This is a genomic window from Microbacterium paludicola (genome assembly GCF_015235415.1).
In the GTDB taxonomy this organism is placed as follows: Bacteria; Actinomycetota; Actinomycetes; order Actinomycetales; family Microbacteriaceae; genus Microbacterium; species Microbacterium paludicola.
The window spans coordinates 69,214-91,961 of sequence record NZ_JADGLL010000006.1 but is presented as its reverse complement, the minus strand read 5'-3'; the positions used below and the strand labels follow the sequence as shown (position 1 = coordinate 91,961).

At 71.2% G+C, this 22,748-nt stretch carries 20 protein-coding genes; 17 read left to right on the top strand and 3 right to left on the bottom strand.

Annotation, left to right across the window (positions count from 1 at the left end; translation table 11 throughout):
* The first annotated feature begins 72 nt into the window (after positions 1–72).
* Genes IR155_RS04620 through IR155_RS04575 form a run of 10 tightly spaced genes read left to right on the top strand, consistent with a single transcriptional unit; the run spans position 73 to position 9,977 of the window.
* Positions 73–1,743, top strand: coding sequence for a TIGR04028 family ABC transporter substrate-binding protein (locus IR155_RS04620; RefSeq protein WP_135113631.1), 1,671 nt, complete (start codon positions 73–75; stop codon positions 1,741–1,743).
* Between the two features lie 10 nt (positions 1,744–1,753).
* Positions 1,754–2,728: an ABC transporter permease gene (locus tag IR155_RS04615; protein ID WP_135113630.1), complete on the top strand. Its 975-nt coding sequence runs from the start codon at positions 1,754–1,756 to the stop codon at positions 2,726–2,728.
* Entirely contained in the window at positions 2,725–3,570 is an 846-nt protein-coding gene (locus tag IR155_RS04610; RefSeq protein WP_135113629.1) for an ABC transporter permease, read from the top strand. Before IR155_RS04615 ends, IR155_RS04610 begins: the two co-directional genes overlap by 4 nt.
* Complete coding sequence (locus IR155_RS04605; protein ID WP_135113628.1) at positions 3,567–5,210, top strand: dipeptide ABC transporter ATP-binding protein; 1,644 nt, start codon at positions 3,567–3,569, stop codon at positions 5,208–5,210. Before IR155_RS04610 ends, IR155_RS04605 begins: the two co-directional genes overlap by 4 nt.
* The gene (locus IR155_RS04600) at positions 5,207–6,253 is read left to right on the top strand and encodes a putative FMN-dependent luciferase-like monooxygenase (RefSeq protein WP_135113627.1); all 1,047 of its coding nucleotides are present in this window, start codon (positions 5,207–5,209) and stop codon (positions 6,251–6,253) included. The genes IR155_RS04605 and IR155_RS04600 overlap by 4 nt, the downstream gene beginning before the upstream one ends.
* 31 nt (positions 6,254–6,284) lie before the next feature.
* Entirely contained in the window at positions 6,285–6,905 is a 621-nt protein-coding gene (locus IR155_RS04595; protein WP_135113626.1) for a CMD domain protein, read from the top strand.
* Complete coding sequence (locus IR155_RS04590) at positions 6,902–7,528, top strand: alkylhydroperoxidase domain protein (RefSeq protein WP_135113625.1); 627 nt, start codon at positions 6,902–6,904, stop codon at positions 7,526–7,528. Before IR155_RS04595 ends, IR155_RS04590 begins: the two co-directional genes overlap by 4 nt.
* Positions 7,525–8,172: a VOC family protein gene (locus tag IR155_RS04585; RefSeq protein WP_135113624.1), complete on the top strand. Its 648-nt coding sequence runs from the start codon at positions 7,525–7,527 to the stop codon at positions 8,170–8,172. Before IR155_RS04590 ends, IR155_RS04585 begins: the two co-directional genes overlap by 4 nt.
* Positions 8,169–9,485 carry an amidohydrolase gene (locus tag IR155_RS04580; RefSeq protein ID WP_135113623.1) on the top strand — a complete coding sequence of 439 codons (1,317 nt, stop codon included), beginning with the start codon at positions 8,169–8,171 and terminating at the stop codon, positions 9,483–9,485. Before IR155_RS04585 ends, IR155_RS04580 begins: the two co-directional genes overlap by 4 nt.
* Before the next feature lie 60 nt (positions 9,486–9,545).
* Positions 9,546–9,977 (top strand): DUF1761 domain-containing protein, encoded by a 432-nt coding sequence (locus tag IR155_RS04575; RefSeq protein ID WP_135113622.1) that lies wholly within the window; start codon positions 9,546–9,548, stop codon positions 9,975–9,977.
* A 4-nt stretch (positions 9,978–9,981) separates the two neighbouring features.
* Here IR155_RS04575 and IR155_RS04570 read toward each other — a convergent pair whose 3' ends face one another.
* Both IR155_RS04570 and IR155_RS04565 read right to left on the bottom strand, forming a co-directional pair.
* Positions 9,982–11,022 (bottom strand): LacI family DNA-binding transcriptional regulator, encoded by a 1,041-nt coding sequence (locus IR155_RS04570; RefSeq protein ID WP_135113621.1) that lies wholly within the window; start codon positions 11,020–11,022, stop codon positions 9,982–9,984.
* Positions 11,023–11,032: 10 nt separating this feature from the next.
* Positions 11,033–13,174: an alpha-galactosidase gene (locus tag IR155_RS04565; RefSeq protein WP_135113620.1), complete on the bottom strand. Its 2,142-nt coding sequence runs from the start codon at positions 13,172–13,174 to the stop codon at positions 11,033–11,035.
* 180 nt (positions 13,175–13,354) lie between these two features.
* Here IR155_RS04565 and IR155_RS04560 point away from each other — a divergent pair, with 180 nt between their 5' ends.
* The 6 genes from IR155_RS04560 (at position 13,355) to coaE (ending at position 20,683) form a co-directional block, all read left to right on the top strand.
* Positions 13,355–14,680, top strand: a complete 1,326-nt coding sequence (locus tag IR155_RS04560; RefSeq protein ID WP_135113619.1) for an ABC transporter substrate-binding protein — start codon at positions 13,355–13,357, stop codon at positions 14,678–14,680.
* 95 nt (positions 14,681–14,775) lie between these two features.
* A complete protein-coding gene (locus IR155_RS04555; protein ID WP_135113617.1) occupies positions 14,776–15,768 on the top strand; it encodes a carbohydrate ABC transporter permease in 993 nt (330 codons plus the stop codon).
* Positions 15,765–16,610, top strand: a complete 846-nt coding sequence (locus IR155_RS04550) for a carbohydrate ABC transporter permease (RefSeq protein WP_135113615.1) — start codon at positions 15,765–15,767, stop codon at positions 16,608–16,610. The genes IR155_RS04555 and IR155_RS04550 overlap by 4 nt, the downstream gene beginning before the upstream one ends.
* Positions 16,607–19,099, top strand: coding sequence for a glycoside hydrolase family 2 protein (locus IR155_RS04545; RefSeq protein ID WP_135113613.1), 2,493 nt, complete (start codon positions 16,607–16,609; stop codon positions 19,097–19,099). The genes IR155_RS04550 and IR155_RS04545 overlap by 4 nt, the downstream gene beginning before the upstream one ends.
* Entirely contained in the window at positions 19,096–20,064 is a 969-nt protein-coding gene (locus tag IR155_RS04540) for a glycoside hydrolase family 113 (protein WP_135113611.1), read from the top strand. Before IR155_RS04545 ends, IR155_RS04540 begins: the two co-directional genes overlap by 4 nt.
* A 22-nt stretch (positions 20,065–20,086) precedes the next feature.
* Positions 20,087–20,683 (top strand): dephospho-CoA kinase, encoded by a 597-nt coding sequence (coaE, locus tag IR155_RS04535; protein WP_135113609.1) that lies wholly within the window; start codon positions 20,087–20,089, stop codon positions 20,681–20,683.
* A gap of 2 nt (positions 20,684–20,685) precedes the next feature.
* Here coaE and IR155_RS04530 read toward each other — a convergent pair whose 3' ends face one another.
* Positions 20,686–21,327 (bottom strand): GntR family transcriptional regulator, encoded by a 642-nt coding sequence (locus IR155_RS04530; protein ID WP_135113607.1) that lies wholly within the window; start codon positions 21,325–21,327, stop codon positions 20,686–20,688.
* 243 nt (positions 21,328–21,570) lie between these two features.
* On the opposite strand from IR155_RS04530, the gene IR155_RS04525 reads away from it, so the two are divergent.
* Positions 21,571–22,746, top strand: a complete 1,176-nt coding sequence (locus IR155_RS04525) for an NRAMP family divalent metal transporter (RefSeq protein WP_228066661.1) — start codon at positions 21,571–21,573, stop codon at positions 22,744–22,746.
* The last annotated feature ends 2 nt before the right edge of the window (positions 22,747–22,748 follow it).

Sequence of the window (22,748 nt, the reverse complement as noted above, 5' to 3'; positions counted from 1 at the left end):
GCGCGCCGCGCACGACTCCCTATGGACATGGTGAACTGGCGCCACAGCCCCTGTACACGAGGAGACTCCACCATGTCCCGAACCCCCCGCATCCGCGCCCCGCGTCTGCTTCGCGCCACGATCGCCCTGGCGGCCGTGACGGCCATGGTCGCGGGCTGTGCGGCGGGCACGCAGAGCGAGACCGGAGCCGCGCCTGGGGAGCCCAAGGCCGGCGGCACGCTCACGTACCTCGAGCCGCAGACGTGGACGACGCTGTACCCGCCGTCCGCCGGTTTCTACCCCAACGGCGGCATCGTGAACAACATCACCGACCGCCTGCTGTACCAGAACCCCGAGACGCTCGAGCTCGAGCCGTGGATCGCCACCGACCTGCCCGAGGTGAACGAGGACGCGACCGAGTACACGTTCGACATCCGGCAGGGCGTCACCTACTCCGACGGCACGCCGCTGGATGCCGAGAACGTCGTGAAGAACTTCGACCTGTACGGCAAGGGCGACACCGATCGTGCGCTGCCCGTGTCCGAGGCGATCAACAACTACGACCACGGCGAGGTCGTCGACGAGGACACGGTGAAGTTCCACTTCTCCGCTCCCGCGCCGGGCTTCGCGCAGGCGGTGTCGACCATCAACTCCGGCCTGGTCTCGAATGCCACGCTCGAGAAGACGAACGAGGAGTTCGGCCCGGGCAACGCGACGACGGTCATCGGATCCGGTCCGTTCGTGATCTCGGACGAGAAGATCGGCACCGAGCTGTCGATCACGGCCCGTGAGGACTACGACTGGGCGCCGCCCTCGCTCGAGCACCAGGGCGCCCCGCTTCTCGAGGACGTGACCTACACGGTCGCGGGGGAGAGCAGCGTGCGCGTCGGCACCGTCGTCGCCGGTCAGGCGGACATCGCGCGCGACGTGTACGCGCCCGACGAGGCGCAGTTCGCGGCCGACGGCCTCGCGCTTCACTCGGCGAGCACCAACGGCGTGAACAACGGCTTCAGCCTGCGGTTCCGCAACGAGGTGCTGTCCGATCTGAAGGTGCGCCAGGCGATCATCGCCGGCGTCGACCGTGAGGCGATCGTCTCGACGCTGTTCTCCGACAGCTACCCGCTCGCGACCGGCGCGCTCGCCCACTCTGCCCTCGGCTACCTCGACACCTCGGAGTACTACGCGTACGACCCCGAGAAGGCCTCCGCGCTGCTGGACGAGGCCGGATGGACCGTCGGATCGGATGGAATCCGCGAGAAGGACGGTCAGCGCCTCAGCCTGACGTTCAACGAGGCGCTGCCGCAGCCGCGCTCGAAGGACGTCGTCACGCTCGTGCAGGAGCAGCTCGCGCAGATCGGCATCGAGGTCGAGCTCTTCCCCGGCGACCAGGCCGCGCAGACCGAGGCATCGCTCTCGGCCGACACGATCCAGGTGTACCACTCGATGGTCGGCCGCGCGGACTTCGATGTGATCAAGTCGCAGTTCCACAGCGACAACCGCAACGCGCTGCTGAACCGCTCGAACGAGGACGACAGCGTCGGCGACGCAGAGCTCGACGCGCTGCTCGAGGCGATCGCGTCGGCTCCCACGACCGAGGAGCGGCAGGCCGCGTCCGAGGCGGCGCAGCGTCACATCGCCGAGAACGCGTACTTCCTGCCGATCTTCGAGGAGCCGCAGGTGTTCGGGCTCCGCGCCGACGTGCAGGGCTTCACCACCGAGTCGGTCGGCCGCCCGTGGTTCTACGCCGCGTGGCTCGACCGCTGACCCGCGCCGGATGGGCTACGTCCTGAGGCGGGTGGGGCAGGCGCTTCTCGTCCTCGCCCTCACGTACACCGTCGCGTACCTGCTGCTGGCGGCGCTCCCCGGCGACGCGGTGCTTGCGAGGTTCGGCAGCCCGGAGCTCGGCCTCTCGCAGGAGCAGCTGGCCGAGATCCGGGCGACGTACGGCGCCGATCGCAGTCTGATCGAGCGGTACGTCGACTCGACGCTGGGGGTGCTCCGCGGCGAGTTCGGCTACTCCGTGGCGAACGGCGCCGCGGTCGGTGCGCTGATCGCGACGTCGCTCCCGCCGACGCTCATCCTCGCGTCGCTCGGGCTCGGGGCGGCCGTGTTCCTCGCGGTCACGATCGCCTTCACGGCCACGTACGGCGGCGCCACCTGGCTGCGGCGGCTGTTCCGGGGGATCCCGCCGTTCCTCGTCTCGCTGCCGGTGTTCTGGATCGGCATCGTGCTCGTGCAGGTCTTCTCGTTCCGGCTGGGCTGGGTGCCGGTGATCGGCGCGGATCCGGTCGAGGCGCTGATCCTGCCGGTCGCGACCCTCGCGATCCCGATCGCAGCTCCCCTCGCCCAGGTGCTCATGCGCAGCATCGACGAGGTCCGGGAGCAGCCGTTCGTCACGGTCGTCAGGGCGCGAGGCGCGAGCACGTCGTGGCTGCTGTGGCGCACGGTCGCGCGCAACGCGCTCGTGCCCACGCTGACGATGGCCGGCCTGCTGTTCGGCGAGCTCGTCGGCGGCGCCGTGGTCACCGAGGCGGTGTTCGCGCGGGCGGGTCTCGGCCAGCTCACGGCGCAGGCGGTCGCCAACCGCGACACCCCCGTGCTGCTGGCGGTCGTGATCCTCTCGACGGTCGTGTTCGTGGCGATAAACCTCGTCGTCGACCTGCTCTACCCGGTTCTCGATCCGCGGTTGCGACGGGGAGCCGGCGTGCGTCGCTCAGCGGCTGCGGAGAAGAAGGAGGTGGTCGCATGACGCTCGCCGTCTCCGTGCCGCGCGGCCTCGCCCGCATCGACTGGCGCGCCCTGCTGCGGCCAGGCACGCTCATCCCGATCCTCGTCATCCTCGCCGCGCTCGCGTGGGCTCTCGCACCGGGACTGTTCGCGCCGGGAAGCCCCACCGAGTCGTCCGGGGTCGCGCTGCAGGCGCCCAGCGCCGCGCACATCTTCGGCACCGACGCCACCGGCCGCGACCTGTACACCCGCGTGGTGCACGGCGCGTCGCAGTCGATCACGGCCGCGGTCGTCGCTGTCGCGGTCGGCCTCATCGCCGGCACCGCGATCGGCGTGACCGCCGGCGCGGTGGGCGGAGCGCTCGAGGAGATCCTGATGCGCCTCGTCGACGTGCTGCTCGCGATCCCGGCCCTGCTGCTGTCGCTCAGCGTGGTGATCCTGCTCGGCTTCGGCACCACGAATGCGGCCATCGCGGTCGGCGTGACCTCGATCGCGGTGTTCGCGCGGCTTGCGCGATCGCAGGTCGTCAGCGTGCGCTCGACCGAGTTCGTCGAGGCGGCGTACGGCTCCGGCGGCACGTTCGTCGGCGTGCTGTGGCGGCACATCCTGCCGAACTCGCTCACGCCCGTGATCGCGCTGGCGGCGCTGCAGCTCGGCTCCGCGATCCTGCAGATCTCGACGCTCGGGTTCCTCGGCTACGGCGCACCGCCGCCCACGCCCGAGTGGGGCCTGCTGATCGCCGAGGGCCGCAGCTACGTCGCGACGGCGTGGTGGCTCACGGTGCTCCCCGGTGCCGTCGTCGCTCTCGTCGTGCTGGCGACGAACCGCCTGAGCCAGGCGATCGGACGAGAGGACCGCGCATGACGCTGCTGGAGATCCGCGACCTGCGGGTCGCGTACCGCACCTCGCGCGGCGAGGTCACCGCCGTGGACGGCGTCTCGTTCGACGTCGAGCCGGGCCGGACCACGGCGCTCGTCGGCGAGTCCGGATCCGGAAAGTCGACGGTCGCGCAGTCGGCGATCGGCCTGCTCGCCCGCAACGGGCGCATCGCGGCCGGATCCATCCTGCTGAACGAGCGCAGGAGCGGCGCGACCGAGCTCGTCGGCCTCTCCGAGCGCCGCTGGCGTGGGCTGCGCGGGCGCTGCGTCGCGCTGATCCCGCAGGATCCGGGCACGTCGCTCAACCCCGTCGCGACGATCGGATCGAGCGTGAGCGAGGCACTGCGGATCCACGGCTGGAAGGATCGCAGGAAGATCGAGGCGCGTGTGCTCGAGCTGCTCGAGCGCGTCGACATCGACGACCCTGAGCGGCGCGCCCGCCAGTACCCGCACGAGCTCTCCGGCGGCATGCGTCAGCGCGTGTTGATCGCCGCCGCGCTCGCGCTCGAGCCCGAGCTCGTGATCGCCGACGAGCCGACCAGTGCGCTCGATGTGACCGTGCAGCGCCGCGTGCTCGACCTGCTCGACAAGCTGCGCACCGAATCGGGAAGCGGCGTGCTTTTCATCACGCACGACCTCGCAGTCGCCGCCGATCACTCCGACTCGATCGTCGTGATGCGCGGCGGTCGCGTCGAGGAGACGGGCCCGTCGACGCGCGTGCTCGCGACGCCGGACGCCGAGTACACCCGCACACTGCTGGCGGATGCGCCGTCGCTCGCCCGCATCGTCGAGCGCGTTCCGCACGAGCCCGCGCCGGGGGACCGCCCCCTCGTGGAGGTGCGCGGCCTGCGTCAGGAGTTCCGCGGCACCGGACCCCAGCCCTTCGTCGCGGTCGACGACGTCTCGTTCACGGTCGCGCGGGGCACGACGCACGCGCTCGTCGGCGAGTCCGGATCGGGCAAGACCACAACGGGGCGCAGCATCGCGGGCCTGAACCGCCCGACCGGCGGATCCATCCGCGTCGGCGACATCGACGTGACAGCCAGGCACGACGCACGCGCCTTCCGCCGCGTCGCGCAGCTCGTCTACCAGAACCCGTACGGGTCGCTCGATCCGCGCCAGACGATCGGGCGGATCCTCGCCGAGCCGCTCGAGAACTTCGGTCTCGGAACGCGCGCGGAGCGCGCCGAGCGGGTGGCGCACCACCTCGACCTCGTGGCGCTCGCTCCCGAGATCGCGCATCGCCGTCCCGCCGAGCTGTCGGGAGGTCAGCGGCAGCGCGTCGCGATCGCCCGCGCGCTGATCCTCGAGCCCGAGCTCGTTGTGCTGGACGAGGCGGTCTCCGCGCTCGACGTGACCGTGCAGGCGCAGATCCTGCGGCTGCTCGCGCGGCTGCAGGACGAGCTGTCGCTCACGTACGTGTTCATCTCGCACGACCTCGCGGTCGTGCGCCAGATCGCCGACACCGTGTCGGTGCTGCAGCGGGGGAGGCAGGTCGAGCACGGCGCCACGGCGCGCGTGTTCGCATCGCCCGAGCACCCGTACACGCGCCGCCTGCTGGACGCGATCCCCGGCGCGGCACTCCGCCCCGCCCTCACGACACCACACCAGGAGGAGAGCGCATGACCGGCCCCCGCATCGGATTCTTCACGAGACTGCTGGAGGACGCCCCGGCCGCCGACCGGTATCGCTTCGCGCTCGAGCAGATCGCGCAGGCCGAGCGATCCGGCTTCGCCTCGGCGTGGGTCGCCCAGCATCACTTCGGCGAGACGGAGGGCGGGCTGCCGTCCCCGTTCGTGCTGCTCGCTGCCGCCGCCGAGCGGACCTCGCGCATCGCGCTCGCGACCGGCGTCGTGACGCTGCCGATCGACGACCCGCTGCGCGCGGCGGAGGACGCCAGCGTGCTCGACGCGCTGAGCGGTGGGCGCGTGCAGCTGGGCGTCGCGTCCGGTGGAACGCCGTCGTCCTTCGCGCCGTTCGGCCGGGACGCGCAGCGACGCCGCGAGATCTTCGCCGAGCACTTCGCGGTGTTCCGGGATGCGCTCGCGGGGCGCGGCATCCGCGGCACCGAGGCGCGGATCTATCCCGCTGCGGGCGATCTCGACCGCCGGATCTGGCAGGCGACCTTCTCGGTCGACGGCGGCATCCGCGCCGGCCGCGACGGCGACGGCCTGCTGCTCTCGCGCACCCAGCCGCGTCCGGGCGACGCGCGCGACCTTCCCCTTCACGACCTTCAGCTTCCGATCATCGACGCGTACCGCGAGGCGCTTCCCGAGGGGGCGCCGTTCCGCGTTCTCGCGTCCCGTACGGCGGTCGTCGTGGACGAGGAGAACCGCACGCGCGTGCTCGAGCTCGCCGAGCCGGGCCTGCGCGACCTCGCGGAGGGAATGCTCGGCATCGACACCACGGGCCTGGACATCGACGACCTCGCGCGCCTGACCGATTCGCACATCGGCACGCCCGACGAGGTCGCCGCCTCCCTCGCCGCGGATCGCGCGATCGCCGCGTCGACGGACGTGTCGTTCCAGATCCACTCGGTCGACGCGCCGCACGAGATGACGCTGCGCTCGCTCGAGCTGCTCGCCACCGAGATCGCGCCTCGCCTCGGCTACGAGGTGGGAGCGGATGCCGCGCGCTCGCTCAGCGCGGCGCACCGGGTCCACGCCTGAGCAACCGTCAACCGAGAACAGAAGGAGCCCGATGAGCACCGACATCATCGACCTGCTCGCCGGCATCGCGCCGGACAGCCCGCTGCAGGATGTGCGCGCCCTGCGCCCGCAGGCGAAGGAGAACGCGCAGCTCAGCTTCGAGGCGCTGCTCGAGCCCGCCGAGCCGGGCACGTTCCCGCTCTCCGAGCGCTACGCGATCGCCGCGTTCGTCGCGCGGCTGCACGGGTTCGAGGAGGCCGCGTCGTTCTATGCCGACCTGCTCGGCGACGAGGCGCCGGAGCTGGTCGACGCCGTCGCCGCCGCGGCGGCGGACGGCGCGGGCTCGGGCCCCTACGGCGCGTACCGGGAACCCGGCCTCGCGTCCGAGAGCACACCCGGCCCCGCCTGGACGCCGGCCGCGACGCTCGGCGTGAGCGCCCGCCTCGCCGCGGCGCTCACGCACACCCACCTCCTCGTGTTCCGGCCGCGCGAGTCCGGACCGGATGCGCTTCGCGCGCTCGTCGTCGCCGGCTGGTCGGCCGATGACATCGTCACCCTGTCGCAGCTCGTCGCGTTCCTCGCCTTCCAGCTGCGCGCTGCGTGGGGTCTTCGCGTGCTCGCGCAGAATCCGGCATCATCCGAAGCAGCGACCGTCGAAGGAGCCCGACGATGACCGACCTCGTGACCGAGTACCCCGCCCTCGAGCGCCCGGACCGCTTCACGCAGGAGGGCCTCGGCTGGGTGCCGTGGCTCGCGCCCGTCGCGGAGGAGGATCTCACCCCCGAGCAGCACGACGCGCTCATCCAGCCGGCTCGCGCCAAGATGCCGTACTTCCGGCTGCTCGCGCGCGACCCCGCCGCGCTGAAGGCGCGCACGCTGACCGACCTCGACATCTTCTTCAACACGTCGGGCGGGGTCGGCCGCGCCGAGCGCGAGCTCGCGGCGGCGGCGACATCCCGGCACAACGGCTGCGTGTTCTGCGCGTCCGTCCACGCGGCCGCGGCGACGCGCGAATCCGGGCGCGGTGACGACGTGCAGCGCCTGCTCGACGAGGGAGTCGGCGCCGACGTCGGCGACGAGCGCTGGAACGCGGTCGTGTCCGCCTCCGTGTCCCTCGCCGAGACCCCGCTGTCCTTCGGCGGCGACGACATCGCGCGACTGCGTGCCGCGGGCTTCGACGACGCCGAGATCCTCGACATCGTGAACGGCGCGGCGTTCTTCAACTGGGCCAACCGGCTGATGCTGTCTCTCGGCGAGCCCGAGGTCCCCGCGCGGCGATCGGAGGCCGGGCGATGAGCGTGCCGAGCCTGCTCGATCACGTCGTGATCGCCGGCCCCGACCTCGCGGGAGTCGTCGCCTGGTTCGCCGAGCGCACGGGAGTCACGGCCGCGCCCGGCGGCTCGCATCCAACCGGCACCGCGAACGCGCTCGTCGCGCTGACGGTCGATGGCCGGCGCGCTCCGCATTACGTCGAGCTGATCGGACCGGATCCGGCCGTCGCGCACGAGACCGCGCCGACGACGTTCGGGATCCACGAGCTCGACGGCCCGCGGATCGTCACCTACGCGATCCATCCCGACGACATCGACGGCGTGGTCGCGGGCGCACGGGAACGCGGCTACGACCCGGGCGACGTGTGGGACCTGTCGCGGCGGCGGCCCGACGGCGTGCTGCTCGAGTGGCGCCTGACGCGCGGCGACGCCGGGTTCCAGGCTCCGTTCCTGATCGACTGGGGCGCGACCGAGCAGCCGGGCCTGAGCGACATCCCCACGCTCGAGATCGTCTCCTTCGAGCGCATCGAGCCCGATCCCGAGCCGCTGCGGGCGATCCACGCCGCGCTCGGTCTGCCGGACGGATCCGTCGCCGACGTCGTCGAGGGTGAGCCCGCCGGGTACCGGCTCACTGTGCGCACGACGGATGGCGAGACGGTGACGCTGTGACGGATCCGCTCGAGACGTATCTCGAGTACCAGCGCCGCACCGTCGCCGAGGCGACGCCGGAGCCGGTGGTGGAGGCGTCGGCGTTCGCGGGCGCGGGCGATGCCGTGCGCGCGGAGCTCTCCGGCGGGGTCGACGCGCTCCGCCCCGAGCTCGAGGCCCTCGCCGTCGCGCTTCACGACGACCCGGAGAGCGGCTTCGAGGAGCATCGCTCGGTCGGGCGCGTCGCCGAGCTGCTCGCGCGGCACGGCATCGAGGCCGAGGTGGGGGCGTACGGCCTCGACACGGCGCTGCGCGCGACGGTCGGCGCGACGGGCCCGCACTTCGCGCTCATCGCCGAGTACGACGCGCTGCCGGGCGTCGGCCACGCGTGTGGGCACAACATCATCGCCGGCGCGGCGGTCGGGGCGTTCCTCGCCGCGGCTCCGGTCGTCGAGCGCCTCGGCGGGCGCCTGTCGCTGATCGGCACCCCCGCCGAGGAGAACGGCGGCGGCAAGGAGCTCATCCTGCGCGCGGGCGGCTTCGACGACGTCGATGCGGCCGGCATGGTGCACCCGGGTGCTGCGACCGAGTCGATCGTGGGTCACCGCACGACGGGCGTCCGCCGGGTGTCCGTCACGTATCACGGCCGGGCGAGCCACGCCGCGGCGGCGCCCTGGCTCGGCTTGAACGCCCTGGACGCCGTCGTGACGGCCTACCAGGGCGTCGCGCAGCTGCGGCAGCACATCCTGCCGATCGACCGCGTCCACGGCATCATCACCGACGGCGGCGCCGCGCCGAACGTCGTGCCAGAGCGCGCCGCGGCGCTGTTCTACGTGCGCTCGGCCGAGATCGACACGCTGAAGGCGCTGACGGATCGCGTCGTCGCCGTGCTGGAGGGCGCCGCGATCTCGACGAGCACGCGCGCCGAGATCGTCGTCGACCCCGTGCCTCCCTACCTGCCCCTCGAGGTCAACATCGAGCTGACCCGCCGGTGGGCGGTGGCGGTGCGCTCGCGCGGCCACGTGCTCCCGCCGCCGCCGCTCGTGTCGCCGCAGGGCGGGGCGTCGACCGACATGGGCAACGTCAGCCAGTACGTGCCCTCGATCCACCCGTCGATCGGACTCGGCGGCCCGGATGACATCCGGCCGCACAACCCGGCGTTCGCGGAGTGGACCGTCCACCCGCCCGCGTTCGACGCCCTCGCCGACGCCGCCACGGGCCTCGCGGTCTCCGCCGTCGACTACCTCGCCGACCCCGCGCTCCGCGCCGCCGTCACGCGCGAGTTCGAGGCCAAGGGCGGCCGCTTCCGCTGGGAGGACGGATCCGGAGACTGATCCGGAGCCCTTCTGATCGGTTCCTCACGCACAGTACTCCGCGGGCGATACAGTCAGCGCATGATTCCCGAGATCAACTACTGGACCGTCGTCCTCGCGACTCTCTCGAGCATGATCGTCGGCACGGTCTGGTACACGCCGAAGGTGTTCGGCACGCGCTGGGCGAAGCTGGCGAACGTGTCGATGGAGGGAACCGGCAAGGACGCGGTCGTGCCGATCGCCGTGACCGTGCTCGTCAGCTTCCTCACCGCCTGGGTGCTCGCCGGCGCGACGACGATCGCGTGGCACTTCTACGAGGGGAGCTACCTCGTCTCGGCGCTGGTGACGTCGATCCTGCTGTGGGCGGGGTTCACCGCCGCCCGCTTCATCACGCACGATGCGTTCGAGGGGCGCCCCTCCGGGCTCACCGTCATGAACATCGCGCACGAGCTGGTGACCCTCGTGGTGATGGCCGTGATCATCGGCGTCTGGCCGCCCGCGGGCACCGTCTGACGCGTCAGCGGGCTTCAGCGCGCGCGGTGGTGCCGCGCTCGTGGAGCGTCGGCGTCCCCGCGAGATGCGCCGCGGGCTCCCTGCCGGCGAGGAGCGCCCCGAGCAGGCCGGCCGCCGCGGTGCCGTACGAGACGACGTCGTAGCTCATCACCGAGATCGGCGGATCCGTCACCGTCGTCAGCAGCGAGTCGTCCCACCCGATGATGCTGAGCTGATCCGGCACCGACACGCCCCGTGCCCGCGCGGTCTTCAGGCCGGTGACCGCGGTCAGCCCCGAGTCGTAGACGATCGCGGTGCAGGGGTCATCGGCGTCGTCCAGCACGTCGTTGGTGTGACGCTCCGCGAGCTCGACGCCGAAGTCTCCGTGCAGGATGCGATGGCGCACGCCGAGCGCCGCGCACTCGGCGGCGAAGGCCTCGTCACGGATGTGCACGTGGGCGAGCGTCGATGCGCCCGCGACGCGCGCGATGGAGCGGTGCCCGAGGCCGTGAAGGTGCCGCACGGCCTCGCGGATCCCCGTCGCGTCGTCGGTCCAGGCCGTCGTCAGCCCACCCGTGAGCGAGGGGTCGCCGATGGCGACCGCGGGGAGCCCGATCCCGCCGACGAGCCCGACGCGGGGGTCGTCCCGCTCGAAGTCGACGAGCAGCACCGCGTCGACGCGCTGGGCGGCCTTCCACTGCCGGTACATCGCCATCTCGGCCTCGCGGTCGACGGCGAGCTGCAGCAGCAGGCCGCGGTGCTGCTCGGCGAGCCCGATCTCGAGTCCGGCGATCAGCTCCATGAAGAACGACTCGTTCGCGAGGAAGCGCGGGTCGCGTCGCAGCACGAGGCCGACGGTGTCGGTGCGCCCCTGCGACAGCATCCGCGCCGCCGCGGCGGGGGCGAAGTCCATCTCGGATGCGATCGCGAGGATGTGCTCCCGCGTGCTGGCGGACACGCCCGGCTTGTCGTTCAGCGCGTAGGAGACCGCCGAGGTCGACACTCCCGCGCGCTGGGCGATGTCGCTGATCGTCGCGCGCCGCGGGGCCGCATCACCGTCGGGCATGAGCACGACTCTAGGGCAGCCCGGGCGCCTCGGGTGCCGCCGTCAGGTGCAGCACGATCGCCTGGTCCGGCCAGAACACGGGGAACTGCAGCCCGACGTCGCGCAGCACGGAGCCCGGCAGCACGACCTCGCCGTTGCGGAGCCACTCGGGCGTGACCCAGCCGTGCTCCGGCAGGCCGATGTCGTCGCGCACCCGCACCCGGTACCGGGCCGCCGGATCGAGTCCCGGCAGCGGGATCGGCGCCGGGCGGGCATCCTCGATCGTCGAGACCGCGGCGACGGTGAACACCGCCTCCGCCGCATCCGCAGCGACCGCGCCGCTGACCCGCCATGCCGGGTCGTCGAGGTCCGGATGCACGGCCACGCCGCCGTGGATCACGGATCGCAGCTCGCGATACAGGGCCGCGAACCGCGCCACAGTGGCGACCTCCTCGTCGGTCAGGGTGAGCAGATCCCATTCGAAGCCGGCGGAGCCCATCAGGCTCGTCGCCAGCCGGAACGAGAGGTCGGTGGTGCGGCCGGAGCTGTGGGAGCGCGTCGGTCCGACGTGCCCGCCGACGAGCTCGGGCGGCAGCATCAGCTGCGTCCAGCGCTGGATCTCCTGTCGCTCGACGGGGTCGTTCGAGTCGCTTGCCCACACCCGGTCGGTGTGATCGAGGACTCCCAGGTCGGATCGCGCACCGCCGCTCGAGCACGATTCGATCTCGAGCCCCGGATGCCGCTCGCGCAGCTCGTCCATCAGCGCGTAGGCCGCGAGCGTCTGCGCGTGGGTGCCCGGTCGCCCATCGTGGAGCGGCTCGATCAGGTCGCGGTTGTGATCCCACTTCACGAAGTCGATGCCGAGGGTGCCGATGAGCTCGCTCATCCGGTCGCGGACGTGCGCGTAAGCCGCGGGGTTCGCGAGATCAAGCACGTACTGGGTGCGCCACGACAGCCGCGGGTGGGCCTCGAGGTGCGCCGGATCGTGCAGCAGCCAGTCGGGATTGGCGCGGGCGACGTCGGAGTCGAGGGAGACCATCTCCGGCTCGAACCAGAGCCCGAACTGCAGGCCGAGGCCGTGCACGTGGTCAGCCAGATCCCGCAGGCCCTCCGGCCACACGGCATCGTCCGGGATCCAGTCGCCGAGGCTCGTCGTGTCGTCGTGGCGCCCCTGGAACCAGCCGTCGTCGAGCACGAACCGCTCGATCCCCACCTCCGCCGCCCGATCCGCGAGCCGCTTCAGCCGCACGGGGTCGTGATCGAAGTACACGGCCTCCCACGTGTTCAGCACGAGCGGCCGCGGGGGACGCGGGTGCCGAGGGCGCGCGCGGAGCCGGCGGTGGAACCGCGCGCTGAGGCCGTCCAGGCCCTCCGAGGAGTGGACGAAGACGACCTCGGGCGTGCGATACGCCTCGCCGGGGGACAGACGGACCTCGGCGGGACGCAGCAGCTCGCCGCCGCCGAGCAGCTGGACAGCATCGGGCGTCCGGTCGGTGCGCCACGTCGTGTCGCCGCTCCACGCGACGTGCACGGCCCACAGCTCGCCCGAGCGGTTGCGGGGCGTCCCCGCCGAGAGGATCTGCACATACGGGCTGTCGTGTCCCGGCCTGCCGCGCCGGCTCTGGCGGGCGACGGATCCGCGGGGTGCCGGAGTCGTCAGCGGCGCCTTCTCGCGCGACCAGCGCCCGGAGAACGTCGTCAGATGGTCGGCGCGCTTCGGCACGGGGAGGGTCGCCTCGATCCAGCCGATGTCGAGGGCGGTGTCGCCGGTGTTCGCGAGCTCGTGCGCGACGGTGACGACGCCCTGCGCGATCCGGATCCGGGTGCGCAGGCGGAGTCCGTCGGCGGTGGCGTCGATCGTGGCCGCGGCGGGCTCGACGTCGAGGCTCGTCACGCGCCAGCGCGGATGAAGAGGCCCGTCGCCGCGGCCGAGCTCGGCGCCCGGCCGGCCGGACCAGCCCTCGCTCTCGTCGGGGAGGAGGCTGAGCTGCCACGCGGAGTCGAGCGTCCCCGGCGGCGTCTGCGGGCTGAGCGCCGCCGCGAGCGCGCGTCCGTCCGCCTCGCTCAGCTCGCCCGGATCCGCGCCCCAGTGCAGAACCCGGGGGAGGCCCTGCTCCGGCCGCTCGAGCAGCACAGCCACGCCGTCGTCGGCGATCCGGATCACTTCGGTCATGCCACATCCGTTTCTCATCGTCGAGAGGTGCATCTTGACACGCGCTCGGTGTCTGCCTACGCTCAGGGCCAACTTAAGCGCTTAAGCGACGTGTCGCAAACGCTCGTCGCAGACGGACGCTTGAGCGCACCCGACGCACCGGCGCGAGGGTCTTTGTCAATGACGACAGGAGTACACAGCATGGTCAGCAAGAGGTTCCTCACCGCGGGGGCGGCGCTCGGCGCCGCGGCCCTCGTGCTCAGCGGCTGCGCCGCCGACAGCGGATCGCCGACGGGCGGAGGTGGTGGCGGCGAGGACGAGATCTCCGGCACGATCACCGTCATCACCCAGCGCACCGACATCGTCGACACGGTGTTCCAGGACTACAAGGCGCAGTTCGAGGAGAAGTACCCCGAGGTCACCGTCGAGTTCGAGGCGATCACCGACTACGAGGGCGAGATCGCCGTCCGCATGAACACCGAGGACTACGGCGACGTCCTGCTCATCCCCAACAGCGTGAATCCCGACCAGCTCTCGAACTTCTTCGAGCCGCTGGGCACGGTCGAGGAGCTCAGCCAGAAGTACCGCTTTATGTCGGAGGAGGCGTACGACGGCCAGGCGTACGGCATCGCGATCACGGGCAACACGAACGGGCTCGTCTACAACAAGAAGGTCTGGGAGGAGGCGGGGATCACCGACCTGCCGACGACCCCCGAGGAGTTCCTCGACGACCTGAGGGCGATCAAGGACGGCACCGAGGCGATCCCGTACTACACGAACTACGCCGACGGATGGCCCCTCAGCCAGTCGGACAGCAACCGCGGCGCGATGGGCGACCCCGACTACAGCAACACGCACGTCGCCTACAGCGACACCCCGTGGGCGGAGGACGAGTGGCATGGCATCGTCGACGGCCTGCTGTTCGACATCGTCGCCGAGGGGCTCAGCGAGCCCGACCCGCTGACGACGAACTGGGAGGAGTCGAAGAACCTCCTCGGCTCGGGCCAGATCGCCACCATGCTGCTCGGCTCGTGGTCGATCACGCAGATGCAGGATGCCGCCGAGGCGGCAGGCGGATCGGCCGAGGACATCGGGTACATGCCGTTCCCGTACCAGGTTGACGGCACGTTCCACGCCCAGGTCGGCGGCGACTACAAGAACGCGATCAACGTTCACAGCGAGCACAAGGCGGCCGCGCGCGCCTGGATCGAGTGGTTCGCCGAGGAATCGGGCTACGCGTTCGACCAGGGCGGCCTCTCGCCCCTCGTCGACGGTCCCACGCCCGAGACGCTCGGCGACTTCGAGGCCGCCGGTGTCGAGTACGTCGAGATGACGCCCGCCGTCGCGGGCGAGGAGAGCTTCGAGGCCGACGTGGTGAGCGCCTCCGAGATCGACCTCTACGGGCCCGTGTACCGGCAGAAGCTCGTCGACATCGCCCGCGGGGCGGCCGACGGGACGAAGGAGTCGTACTTCGCCGAGCTCAACGAGCGCTGGGCGGCCGCCCGCGCCGAGGTCAGCGCCGGCTGAGGCGCCGCGGACGGGTGCCGTCTCCGCTACGGCGCCCGTCCGCGCGCTCCCGCAGGTCGGGCGCGACAGCGCCTCGTCATCGAGAGGACTTGATCATGAGCTTCACCGCACAGGCCCCGGGCGGCGTGCCGCCCGGGGCACCGCTCGCCGACACCGGGGCGACGCGCACGCTGATCGTGCCACCGGCCGCGCGCCGACGCGGCCGCGGGGCCGGCAACGTCCGCGGCACCCGCTGGTACACGCCGTGGCTGTACCTGCTCGTCCCCGTCGGCCTGCTTGTCGTGTTCACCTACATCCCCGTGGCGAACATGATCTGGTACAGCCTGACCTCGTGGGACGGCATCGACCCCCAGAAGGAGTGGACGGGCCTCGAGAACTACATCGAGATCTTCACGCGACCCGAGCTGTTCCAGGTCTTCTTCGTCAGCCTGTACTACCTCGCCGGATCCGTCGTGCAGATGCTGCTCGCCCTGTACTTCGCCACGATCCTGAGCTTCCGCACCCGCTTCCGGAACTTCTTCAAGGGCGTGCTCTTCTTCCCGTACCTGATCAACGGCGTCGCCATCGGGTTTGTGTTCCTCTACCTCTTCCAGCCCGACGGCACGCTCGACAGCCTGCTCGCGGCGGTCGGCGCGCCGAACGAGGATCGCCACTGGCTCGGCGACCCCGACCTCGTGAACTGGTCGCTCGCGGCGACGAGCGTGTGGCGGTACATGGGGCTGAACTTCGTGCTGTTCCTCGGCGCGATCCAGTCGATCCCGTCCGAGCTGTACGAGGCGGCGGAGCTCGACGGCGCGAACCGCTGGCACCAGTTCCGCTACATCATCGCGCCCGGCATCAAGCGCGTCATCAGCCTGTCGTTCATCCTGGCGATCTCCGGCGCGCTCGCGGTGTTCGAGATCCCGTTCATCATGACGGGCGGCGCGAACGGCAGCTCGACGTTTGTGATCCAGACGGTGCAGATGGCGTTCGAGTTCCGCCGGGTCGGGCTCGCCTCGGCGATGGCGGTCGTGCTGCTGCTGATCGTGCTGCTCGTGACGTGGATCCAGCGGCGGATCGTGCCCGATGAGGAGGTCAGCCTGACATGAGCACCGCACTCGCCACCACGCGCCGCACGACGGCCGTGACAGTGAAGTACGTCTCGCTCGTCATCGCGACGATCGTCGCCGTCGTGCCGCTCGTCGTCGTGCTGTTCGCGTCGTTCAAGTCGCGCGAGGAGTATGCGACAACGGGCCCGCTCGCTCCGCCCTCGAACTGGTTCAACGTCGAGAACTTCGTCACCGCCTTCACGCGCGGCAACATGCTGCTCGGATTCTGGAACACGACGATCATCCTCGTCGCCTCGCTCATCGGCACGATCGTGATCGGCACGATGGCGGCCTACGCGATCGACAGGTTCCGGTTCCGGCTCAAGGGGCTCGTGATCGCCCTGTTCCTGATCGCGTCGCTCGTGCCGGGAGTGACGACTCAGGTCGCGACGTTCCAGATCGTGAACGCGCTCGAGCTGTTCAACACCCACTGGGCGGCGATCGTCCTGTTCATGGGGACCGACATCATCGCGATCTACATCTTCCTTCAGTTCATGCAGTCGATCCCGAAGAGCATCGATGAGGCTGCCATGATCGACGGGGCGAACCGCTGGACGATCTACTGGCGGCTCATCCTGCCCCTCCTGACGCCGGCCGTCGTCACGGTCTGCATCATCAAGGGGATCGCGATCTACAACGAGTTCTACCTTCCCTACCTCTACATGCCGTCGGCGAAGCTCGGCGTCATCTCCACCTCGCTGTTCCGGTTCACCGGCCCCTTCGGCGCGCAGTGGGAGGTGATCGGGGCCGGCACGATGATCGTCATCCTGCCGACCCTCGTGATCTTCGTCGCGCTGCAGCGGTACATCTACAGCGGAATCACCTCGGGAGCGACCAAATGACAGTGCGGACACGGACGCTTCACGAGGGCTGGACCGTGCGGGCCGGTGCGGGGCGACGCGTTCCCGACGCGGTGCGCGAGGCCGGGGCGATCCCCGCCGCTGTCCCCGGCAGCGTGACGACGGACCTGCTGGCGGCGGGTCTCATCGACGACCCGTTCCTCGACGACAACGAGCGCCTGCAGGCGTGGGTCGGCGCCACCGACTTCGTCTTCGACCTCGACTTCGAATGGCAGGACGAGGGGGATGAGCGCGTCGACCTCGTCTTCGACGGGCTCGACACCGTCGCCACGGTGCGCGTGAACGGCGAGCAGGTGCTGTCGTCGCGCAATCAGCACCGCTCGTACCGCGTTCCGGTGCGGCACCTGCTGCGTGTGGGCGCCAATTCGCTGCGCGTCGAGTTCACCGCCCCTGTGCCCGCGGCGGGCCGCGCGGAGCAGGAGCTCGGCGCGCGGCCGCACGTCAACCACCACCCGTACAACGCGATCCGCAAGATGGCCTCGGGCTTCGGCTGGGATTGGGGCATCGACACGGCGACCTCCGGCATCTGGCGCCCCGTGCGGCTCGAGTCCTGGTCGGGGGCGCGCCTCGACGCCGTCCGCCCGGTGGTGAGCACCGACGGCCCCGACGGCCTGCTCGACGTGCACGTCCGCATCGAGCGCGCCGACGAGCGGCCGGTCCGCGTGACCGTCCGCATCGCGGGGGTCGAGGAGGCGGTGGACGTCGCGGGAGCCGAGGCGGTCGTCTCGGTGCGGGTGCCGGATGTGCGCCGCTGGTGGCCGCGGGGGTTCGGCGAGCCCCATCGCTACCCGCTGACGGTCGAGCTGACCGGCGACATTGGAGTGCGGGACGAGCGGGCGCTGAACATCGGCTTCCGGGACGTCCGGATCGACACCACCCCCGATGAGGCGGGGACGCCGCTGCGGATCCTCGTGAACGAGCGGCTCGTGTACGTGCGGGGAGCGAACTGGATCCCGGACGACGCCTTCCCCCACCGCGTCGACCGGGCACGGTACGAGCGGCGCATCCGTCAGGCCGAGAGCGCGAACGTCAACCTGCTGCGGGTCTGGGGCGGGGGGATCTACGAGAGCGAGGACTTCTACGACCTGTGCGACGAGCGGGGGATGCTGACGTGGCAGGACTTCCTGCTCGCCTGCGCGGCGTACGCCGAGGAGGAGCCGCTGCGCTCCGAGATCGAGGCGGAGGCGCGCGAGGCGGTGACGCGGCTCGCGGCGCACCCGTCGCTCGTTGTGCTCAACGGGAACAACGAGAACCTCGAGGGCTTCGAGGAGTGGGGCTGGCCCGCGCGCCTCGACGGCGCGACCTGGGGTGCGCACTACTACCACGAGCTCTTCCCGGCCCTGGTGGCGGAGCTCGCGCCGCACATCGCGTATACCCCGGGAAGCCCGTTCACGCCGGGAGGGGTGAGCCGGCCGAACGACCCGGATCACGGCAGCGTGCACATCTGGGACCTCTGGAACCGGCGCGACTGGCCCGACTACCGCGAGTACCGTCCCCGCTTCGTCGCGGAGTTCGGCTGGCAGGGGCCGCCCACCTGGGCGACGCTCACGCGCGCGATCCACGACGATCCGCTCTCGCCCGTGTCCCCGGGGATGCAGGTTCACCAGAAGGCGATCGACGGCGACGCGAAGCTCACCTCCGGCCTCGTGGCGCACACCCCGGTGCCGAGGGACATGCGCGACTGGGTGTGGGCGATGCAGCTCAACCAGGCGCGCGCGGTCGGCACGGCCCTCGAGCACTTCCGGTCCCTCGCGCCGCACAACGCGGGCGCGATCGTCTGGCAGCTCAACGACGACTGGCCGGTCGTGTCGTGGGCCGCGGTCGACGGCGACGGACGGGAGAAGCCGCTGCTGTACGCGATGGCGCACGCCTTCGCCGACCGGCTCGTCACGATCCAGCCCCGAGACGGCGGCCTCGCGGTGATCCTCGGCAATGAGACCGAGGAGGCCTGGCGGGGAACGCTCGAGATCGAGCGCCTCGCCTCGGATGGCACGGTGCTCGCCAGCCAGGCCGGACAGGTTGACGTCGCGCCACGGGGGACCGTGACGGTCGCGCTCGCCGCGGACGTGGCGACCGCCGCGCATCCGGCCGACGAGCTCGTGCGCGCCCGTCTCGGGGGTGAGGACGCGTGGTGGTTCTTCGCCGACCTGCGGGACGCCCTCCTCGAACCCGCCCGCCTCGACCTGTCTGTGACGGCGGCGGACGGGGGAGTGCGCGTGGAGGCGACCGCAGCCACCCTTGTGCGCGACCTCGCCCTGCTCGTCGACACCGTCGCGCCGGATGCGGTCGTCGACGATGCGCTCGTCCACCTGCTTCCCGGGGAGAAGGTGGTGTTCCACGTGACGACGGCTCAGCAGGTCGGGGCGGACGCGTTCACGGCGGTCGGCGTCGTCCGCACCGGCAACGACCTCGTCGCGGGAGCCCCCGAGCTGCGCGTGGCGGAGCCGGCTCTCGCGGAGGGGCGCGCATGAGCCGCGGGTGGACCGCCGGTGCGGTGCGCGACCGGCTCGGCTTCGTCTCGGGGATGACCTGGGGCTGGACCGGCATCCGGGGGACGTGGGCGACGCCCGCCGCGGAGGCATCCCTCGACGCGCTCGCCGAGGTCGGGGCGCGCTGGAACTGCGTGACGTACGCGGCGCTGCAGGACAAGCCCTCGTCGACGGAGATCCACTGGCGGGACGAGCCGACCGTCACGGACGACGAGGTCCGCTGGGCGATCCGGGCCGCGCGCGACCGCGGACAGCGGGTGATGCTCAAGCCCGTCGTCAACTGCGCCGACGGCACCTGGCGCGCGTTCATCGGGTTCTTCGAGTTCGACGTGCCCGGCGAGCCGGGCTGGGCCGACTGGTGGGAGAGCTATACCGAGTTCATCCTCCATCACGCCCGGATCGCGCAGGAGGAGTCGGTCGAGCTCTTCGTCATCGGGTGCGAGATGGTGCGGGCCGACCGTCGCGAGGCCGAGTGGCGCGAGCTCGTGCGTCGCGTGCGCGAGGTCTACTCGGGGCCGATCACCTACAACTGCGACAAGTACCAGGAGGACCGGATCACCTGGTGGGACGCGGTCGATGTGATCTCGGCGAGCGGGTACTACCCGAGCGGTGCGTGGCCGGCCCAGCTCGATCGCATCGAGGAGGTCGTGCGCGCGCACGGCAAGCCGTTCCTCTTCATCGAGTGCGGCTGTCCGAGCCGCGAGGGGTCGGCGCAGCGGCCGAACGACTGGACGTTCGGCGGTGACGCCGATGCGCAGGAGCAGGCCGACTACCTCGCGGAGATGTTCGCGCAGGCCGGCGCCCGCGACTGGGTCGACGGCTTCGTCCTGTGGGACTGGCCCGCGCAGCTGTACCCGCGCGAGGACGCGCTCGCGAACCGCGACTACTGCATGTTCGGCAAGCCGGGCGCGACCGTGGTGAGGGAGTTCTACGACGCTCGCTCGTGAGCGGCGGTGGAAGACTGGCTCCATGCCACTCATCGCGCTGACGGGCGGGATCGCCTCCGGGAAATCGACGATCGCGCGGCGGCTCGCCGAGCACGGTGCCGTCGTGATCGACGCCGACGCGCTCGTGCGCGAGCTGCAGCAGCCGGGACAGCCGGTGCTGGGGGCCATCGCCGCGGAGTTCGGCGACGGCGTGCTGACGCCGTCGGGAGAGCTCGACCGGGCAGCGCTCGGGGCGATGGTGTTCGGCGACCCCGAGCGGCTGGCGCGGCTCAACGGCATCGTCCACCCGGCGGTGAAGGCCGAGTCGCAGCGGCGGTTCCGCGCGGCGCTGGAGGCCGATCCCGACGCCGTCGTCGTGTACGACGTGCCGCTGCTTGCCGAGGCGAGGGGCACGGGGGAGTGGGACAGGGTCGTCGTCGCCCACGCCCCGGCCGACGTCCGCGTCGCCCGCATGATCGAGCACCGCGGCATGACGGAGCAGGATGCGCGCTCCCGCGTCGCGCGTCAGGTCTCCGACGAGGAGCGGCTCGCGCTCGCCGACGTCGTGATCGACACGTCCGGCACGATCGACGACACGCTGGCGCAGGCGGATGCGCTGTGGCGGGAGCTGCGCGGCTGAGGTCAGCCCCGGTGCTGACGCGTGAACGCGCCGAGCACCGTCTGCTCGGAGTACACGAGGTAGTCGTGTAGCTCGTGCGCCGCGGCCGCTCCGCCGCGCGTCAGGAACGTCTCGAGCAGCTCCCGGTTGCGGCTCACGAACGGCGCGTGCAGCGCCTCCGGGCTGTCGATCTCAAGGAACGCGAGTCGCAGCTCCGCGGCGATGTCGCGGTACAGGCGGCCGAGGCGCGGACTGTCGGCTAGCGCCACGATCGCGCCGTGGAACGCCATGTTCGCGGTGCCGACGGCGCGCCAGTCCCGGGCCTCGAGGCCCGCCTCGCTGCGCTCGACCGCCGCGGTCATGTCGGCAACCGCGGGGTGCAGGGGAGAGCCGGCCGCGAGCGCCGCCTGCTCGATGTAGCGCCGCGCCCGGTAGATGTCGACGACGTCGGCCACGGTCGGGGAAGCGACCGACACGCCCCGGTGCGGGACGTGCTCGATCAGCCCCTGCTCGGAGAGCACGCGGAACGCCTCGCGCAGGGTGTTGCGGGAGACTCCGAGCAGCTCGGCCAGCGCGGTCTCGGACAGGCGCGTGCCCGGCGCGAACTCGCCCAGGATGATCCGCTCGCGCAGTGCATCGGCGAGGGTCTCGTCGGGAGCGGGCATGGAGGAATCCTATGGCCGGGTCGCCCGACGAGATGTCACGCGGACGAAACACGATCGACTTTCATTGTTGAACAATCCATGGGATGTTGTTCCACACATCGTCGTGAGCCCCACCGCGACGCGTCACCCCGCCGACCGTCTTCCCCCAGGAGCGCAGACGTGACCGACACGACCACCACCACCGCGCGGGCGACGGGCTTCGTCCGCTCTCGCCGCGGAGCGATCCTCGGCGCGATCTTCCTGATGGCCACGTCGGCCATCGGCCCCGGCTTCATCACTCAGACCGCCACCTTCACTGCACAGCTCGGCGCGGCGTTCGCCTTCGCGATCCTCGCCTCCGTGCTGATCGACTTCGCGTTGCAGATGAATGTCTGGCGCCTGATCACGGTGTCAGGCAAGCGGGCCGGCGAACTCGCGAACGCGGCGATCCCGTACTCGGGACACGTTCTCTCGGTGCTCATCGTGATCGGCGGGCTCGCCTTCAACATCGGCAACATCGCGGGCGCCGGCCTGGGCATGAACGCGCTGCGCGGCATCGACCCCAAGATCGGCGGGCTCATCTCGGCGCTGCTCGCGATCGGCATCTTCCTGTTCAAGCGCGCCGGCAGGATCGTCGACGCCGTCGTGCTGGTGATGGGCGTCGGGATGATCGTCCTCACCGTGATCGTCGCGTTCGCGTCGCAGCCGCCGATCGGCGACGCGCTGCGGCAGACGTTCGTGCCCGACGAACTGAACTTCGCCACGATCACGACCATCGTGGGCGGCACCGTCGGTGGCTACATCACGTACGCAGGGGCCCACCGCTACCTCGACTCCGGCCACGTGGGCGCGGAGAACGTGCCCGCCGTCCACCGCGCGTCGGTCCTGGGCATCCTCGTGACGGGCATCATGCGCTACGTCCTTTTCCTCGCGATCCTGGGCGTCGTGGCGTCGGGCGTCGCGCTGGACCTGTCGAGCCAGGCGGCGAACCCCGCCGGCCAGGCCTTCGGCGCCGTGCTCGGCGATGCGGGCATCCGTATCTTCGGCGCGATCTTCTGGGCCGCCGCCATCACGTCGGTGATCGGCGCCGCGTACACGTCGGCGACGTTCATCTCGACGTTCTCGAAGCGGCTGGTCTCGGGCTGGGGCCTGCAGCTGGCGACCGTGGCGTTCATCGTCGTCTCGCTTGTGTTCTACCTGCTGATCGGCGCCGCCCCGGCTTCGATCCTCGTGTTCGTCGGCGGGTTCAACGGCCTGATCCTGCCGATCGGCATGACGATCTTCATGTACATCGGCTGGTTCCGGCAGCGCGATCTGCTCGGCGGCTACCGCTACCCGATCTGGCTGCTGATCGTCGGCACGCTCGCGACCTCGCTGAGCTGGTACATGGGCGCCGTCTCGATCGGACCCATCTTCGCGTTCATCGGCATCGGAGGCTGAGC

Coding starts and splice junctions, on each gene's coding strand:
- IR155_RS04620 (WP_135113631.1), top strand. CDS start 73: ATGTCCCGAACCCCCCGCATCCGCGCCCCGCGTCTGCTTCGCGCCACG.
- IR155_RS04615 (WP_135113630.1), top strand. CDS start 1,754: ATGGGCTACGTCCTGAGGCGGGTGGGGCAGGCGCTTCTCGTCCTCGCC.
- IR155_RS04610 (WP_135113629.1), top strand. CDS start 2,725: ATGACGCTCGCCGTCTCCGTGCCGCGCGGCCTCGCCCGCATCGACTGG.
- IR155_RS04605 (WP_135113628.1), top strand. CDS start 3,567: ATGACGCTGCTGGAGATCCGCGACCTGCGGGTCGCGTACCGCACCTCG.
- IR155_RS04600 (WP_135113627.1), top strand. CDS start 5,207: ATGACCGGCCCCCGCATCGGATTCTTCACGAGACTGCTGGAGGACGCC.
- IR155_RS04595 (WP_135113626.1), top strand. CDS start 6,285: ATGAGCACCGACATCATCGACCTGCTCGCCGGCATCGCGCCGGACAGC.
- IR155_RS04590 (WP_135113625.1), top strand. CDS start 6,902: ATGACCGACCTCGTGACCGAGTACCCCGCCCTCGAGCGCCCGGACCGC.
- IR155_RS04585 (WP_135113624.1), top strand. CDS start 7,525: ATGAGCGTGCCGAGCCTGCTCGATCACGTCGTGATCGCCGGCCCCGAC.
- IR155_RS04575 (WP_135113622.1), top strand. CDS start 9,546: ATGATTCCCGAGATCAACTACTGGACCGTCGTCCTCGCGACTCTCTCG.
- IR155_RS04570 (WP_135113621.1), bottom strand. CDS start 11,022: ATGCCCGACGGTGATGCGGCCCCGCGGCGCGCGACGATCAGCGACATC.
- IR155_RS04565 (WP_135113620.1), bottom strand. CDS start 13,174: ATGACCGAAGTGATCCGGATCGCCGACGACGGCGTGGCTGTGCTGCTC.
- IR155_RS04560 (WP_135113619.1), top strand. CDS start 13,355: ATGGTCAGCAAGAGGTTCCTCACCGCGGGGGCGGCGCTCGGCGCCGCG.
- IR155_RS04555 (WP_135113617.1), top strand. CDS start 14,776: ATGAGCTTCACCGCACAGGCCCCGGGCGGCGTGCCGCCCGGGGCACCG.
- IR155_RS04550 (WP_135113615.1), top strand. CDS start 15,765: ATGAGCACCGCACTCGCCACCACGCGCCGCACGACGGCCGTGACAGTG.
- IR155_RS04545 (WP_135113613.1), top strand. CDS start 16,607: ATGACAGTGCGGACACGGACGCTTCACGAGGGCTGGACCGTGCGGGCC.
- IR155_RS04540 (WP_135113611.1), top strand. CDS start 19,096: ATGAGCCGCGGGTGGACCGCCGGTGCGGTGCGCGACCGGCTCGGCTTC.
- coaE (WP_135113609.1), top strand. CDS start 20,087: ATGCCACTCATCGCGCTGACGGGCGGGATCGCCTCCGGGAAATCGACG.
- IR155_RS04530 (WP_135113607.1), bottom strand. CDS start 21,327: ATGCCCGCTCCCGACGAGACCCTCGCCGATGCACTGCGCGAGCGGATC.
- IR155_RS04525 (WP_228066661.1), top strand. CDS start 21,571: ATGGCCACGTCGGCCATCGGCCCCGGCTTCATCACTCAGACCGCCACC.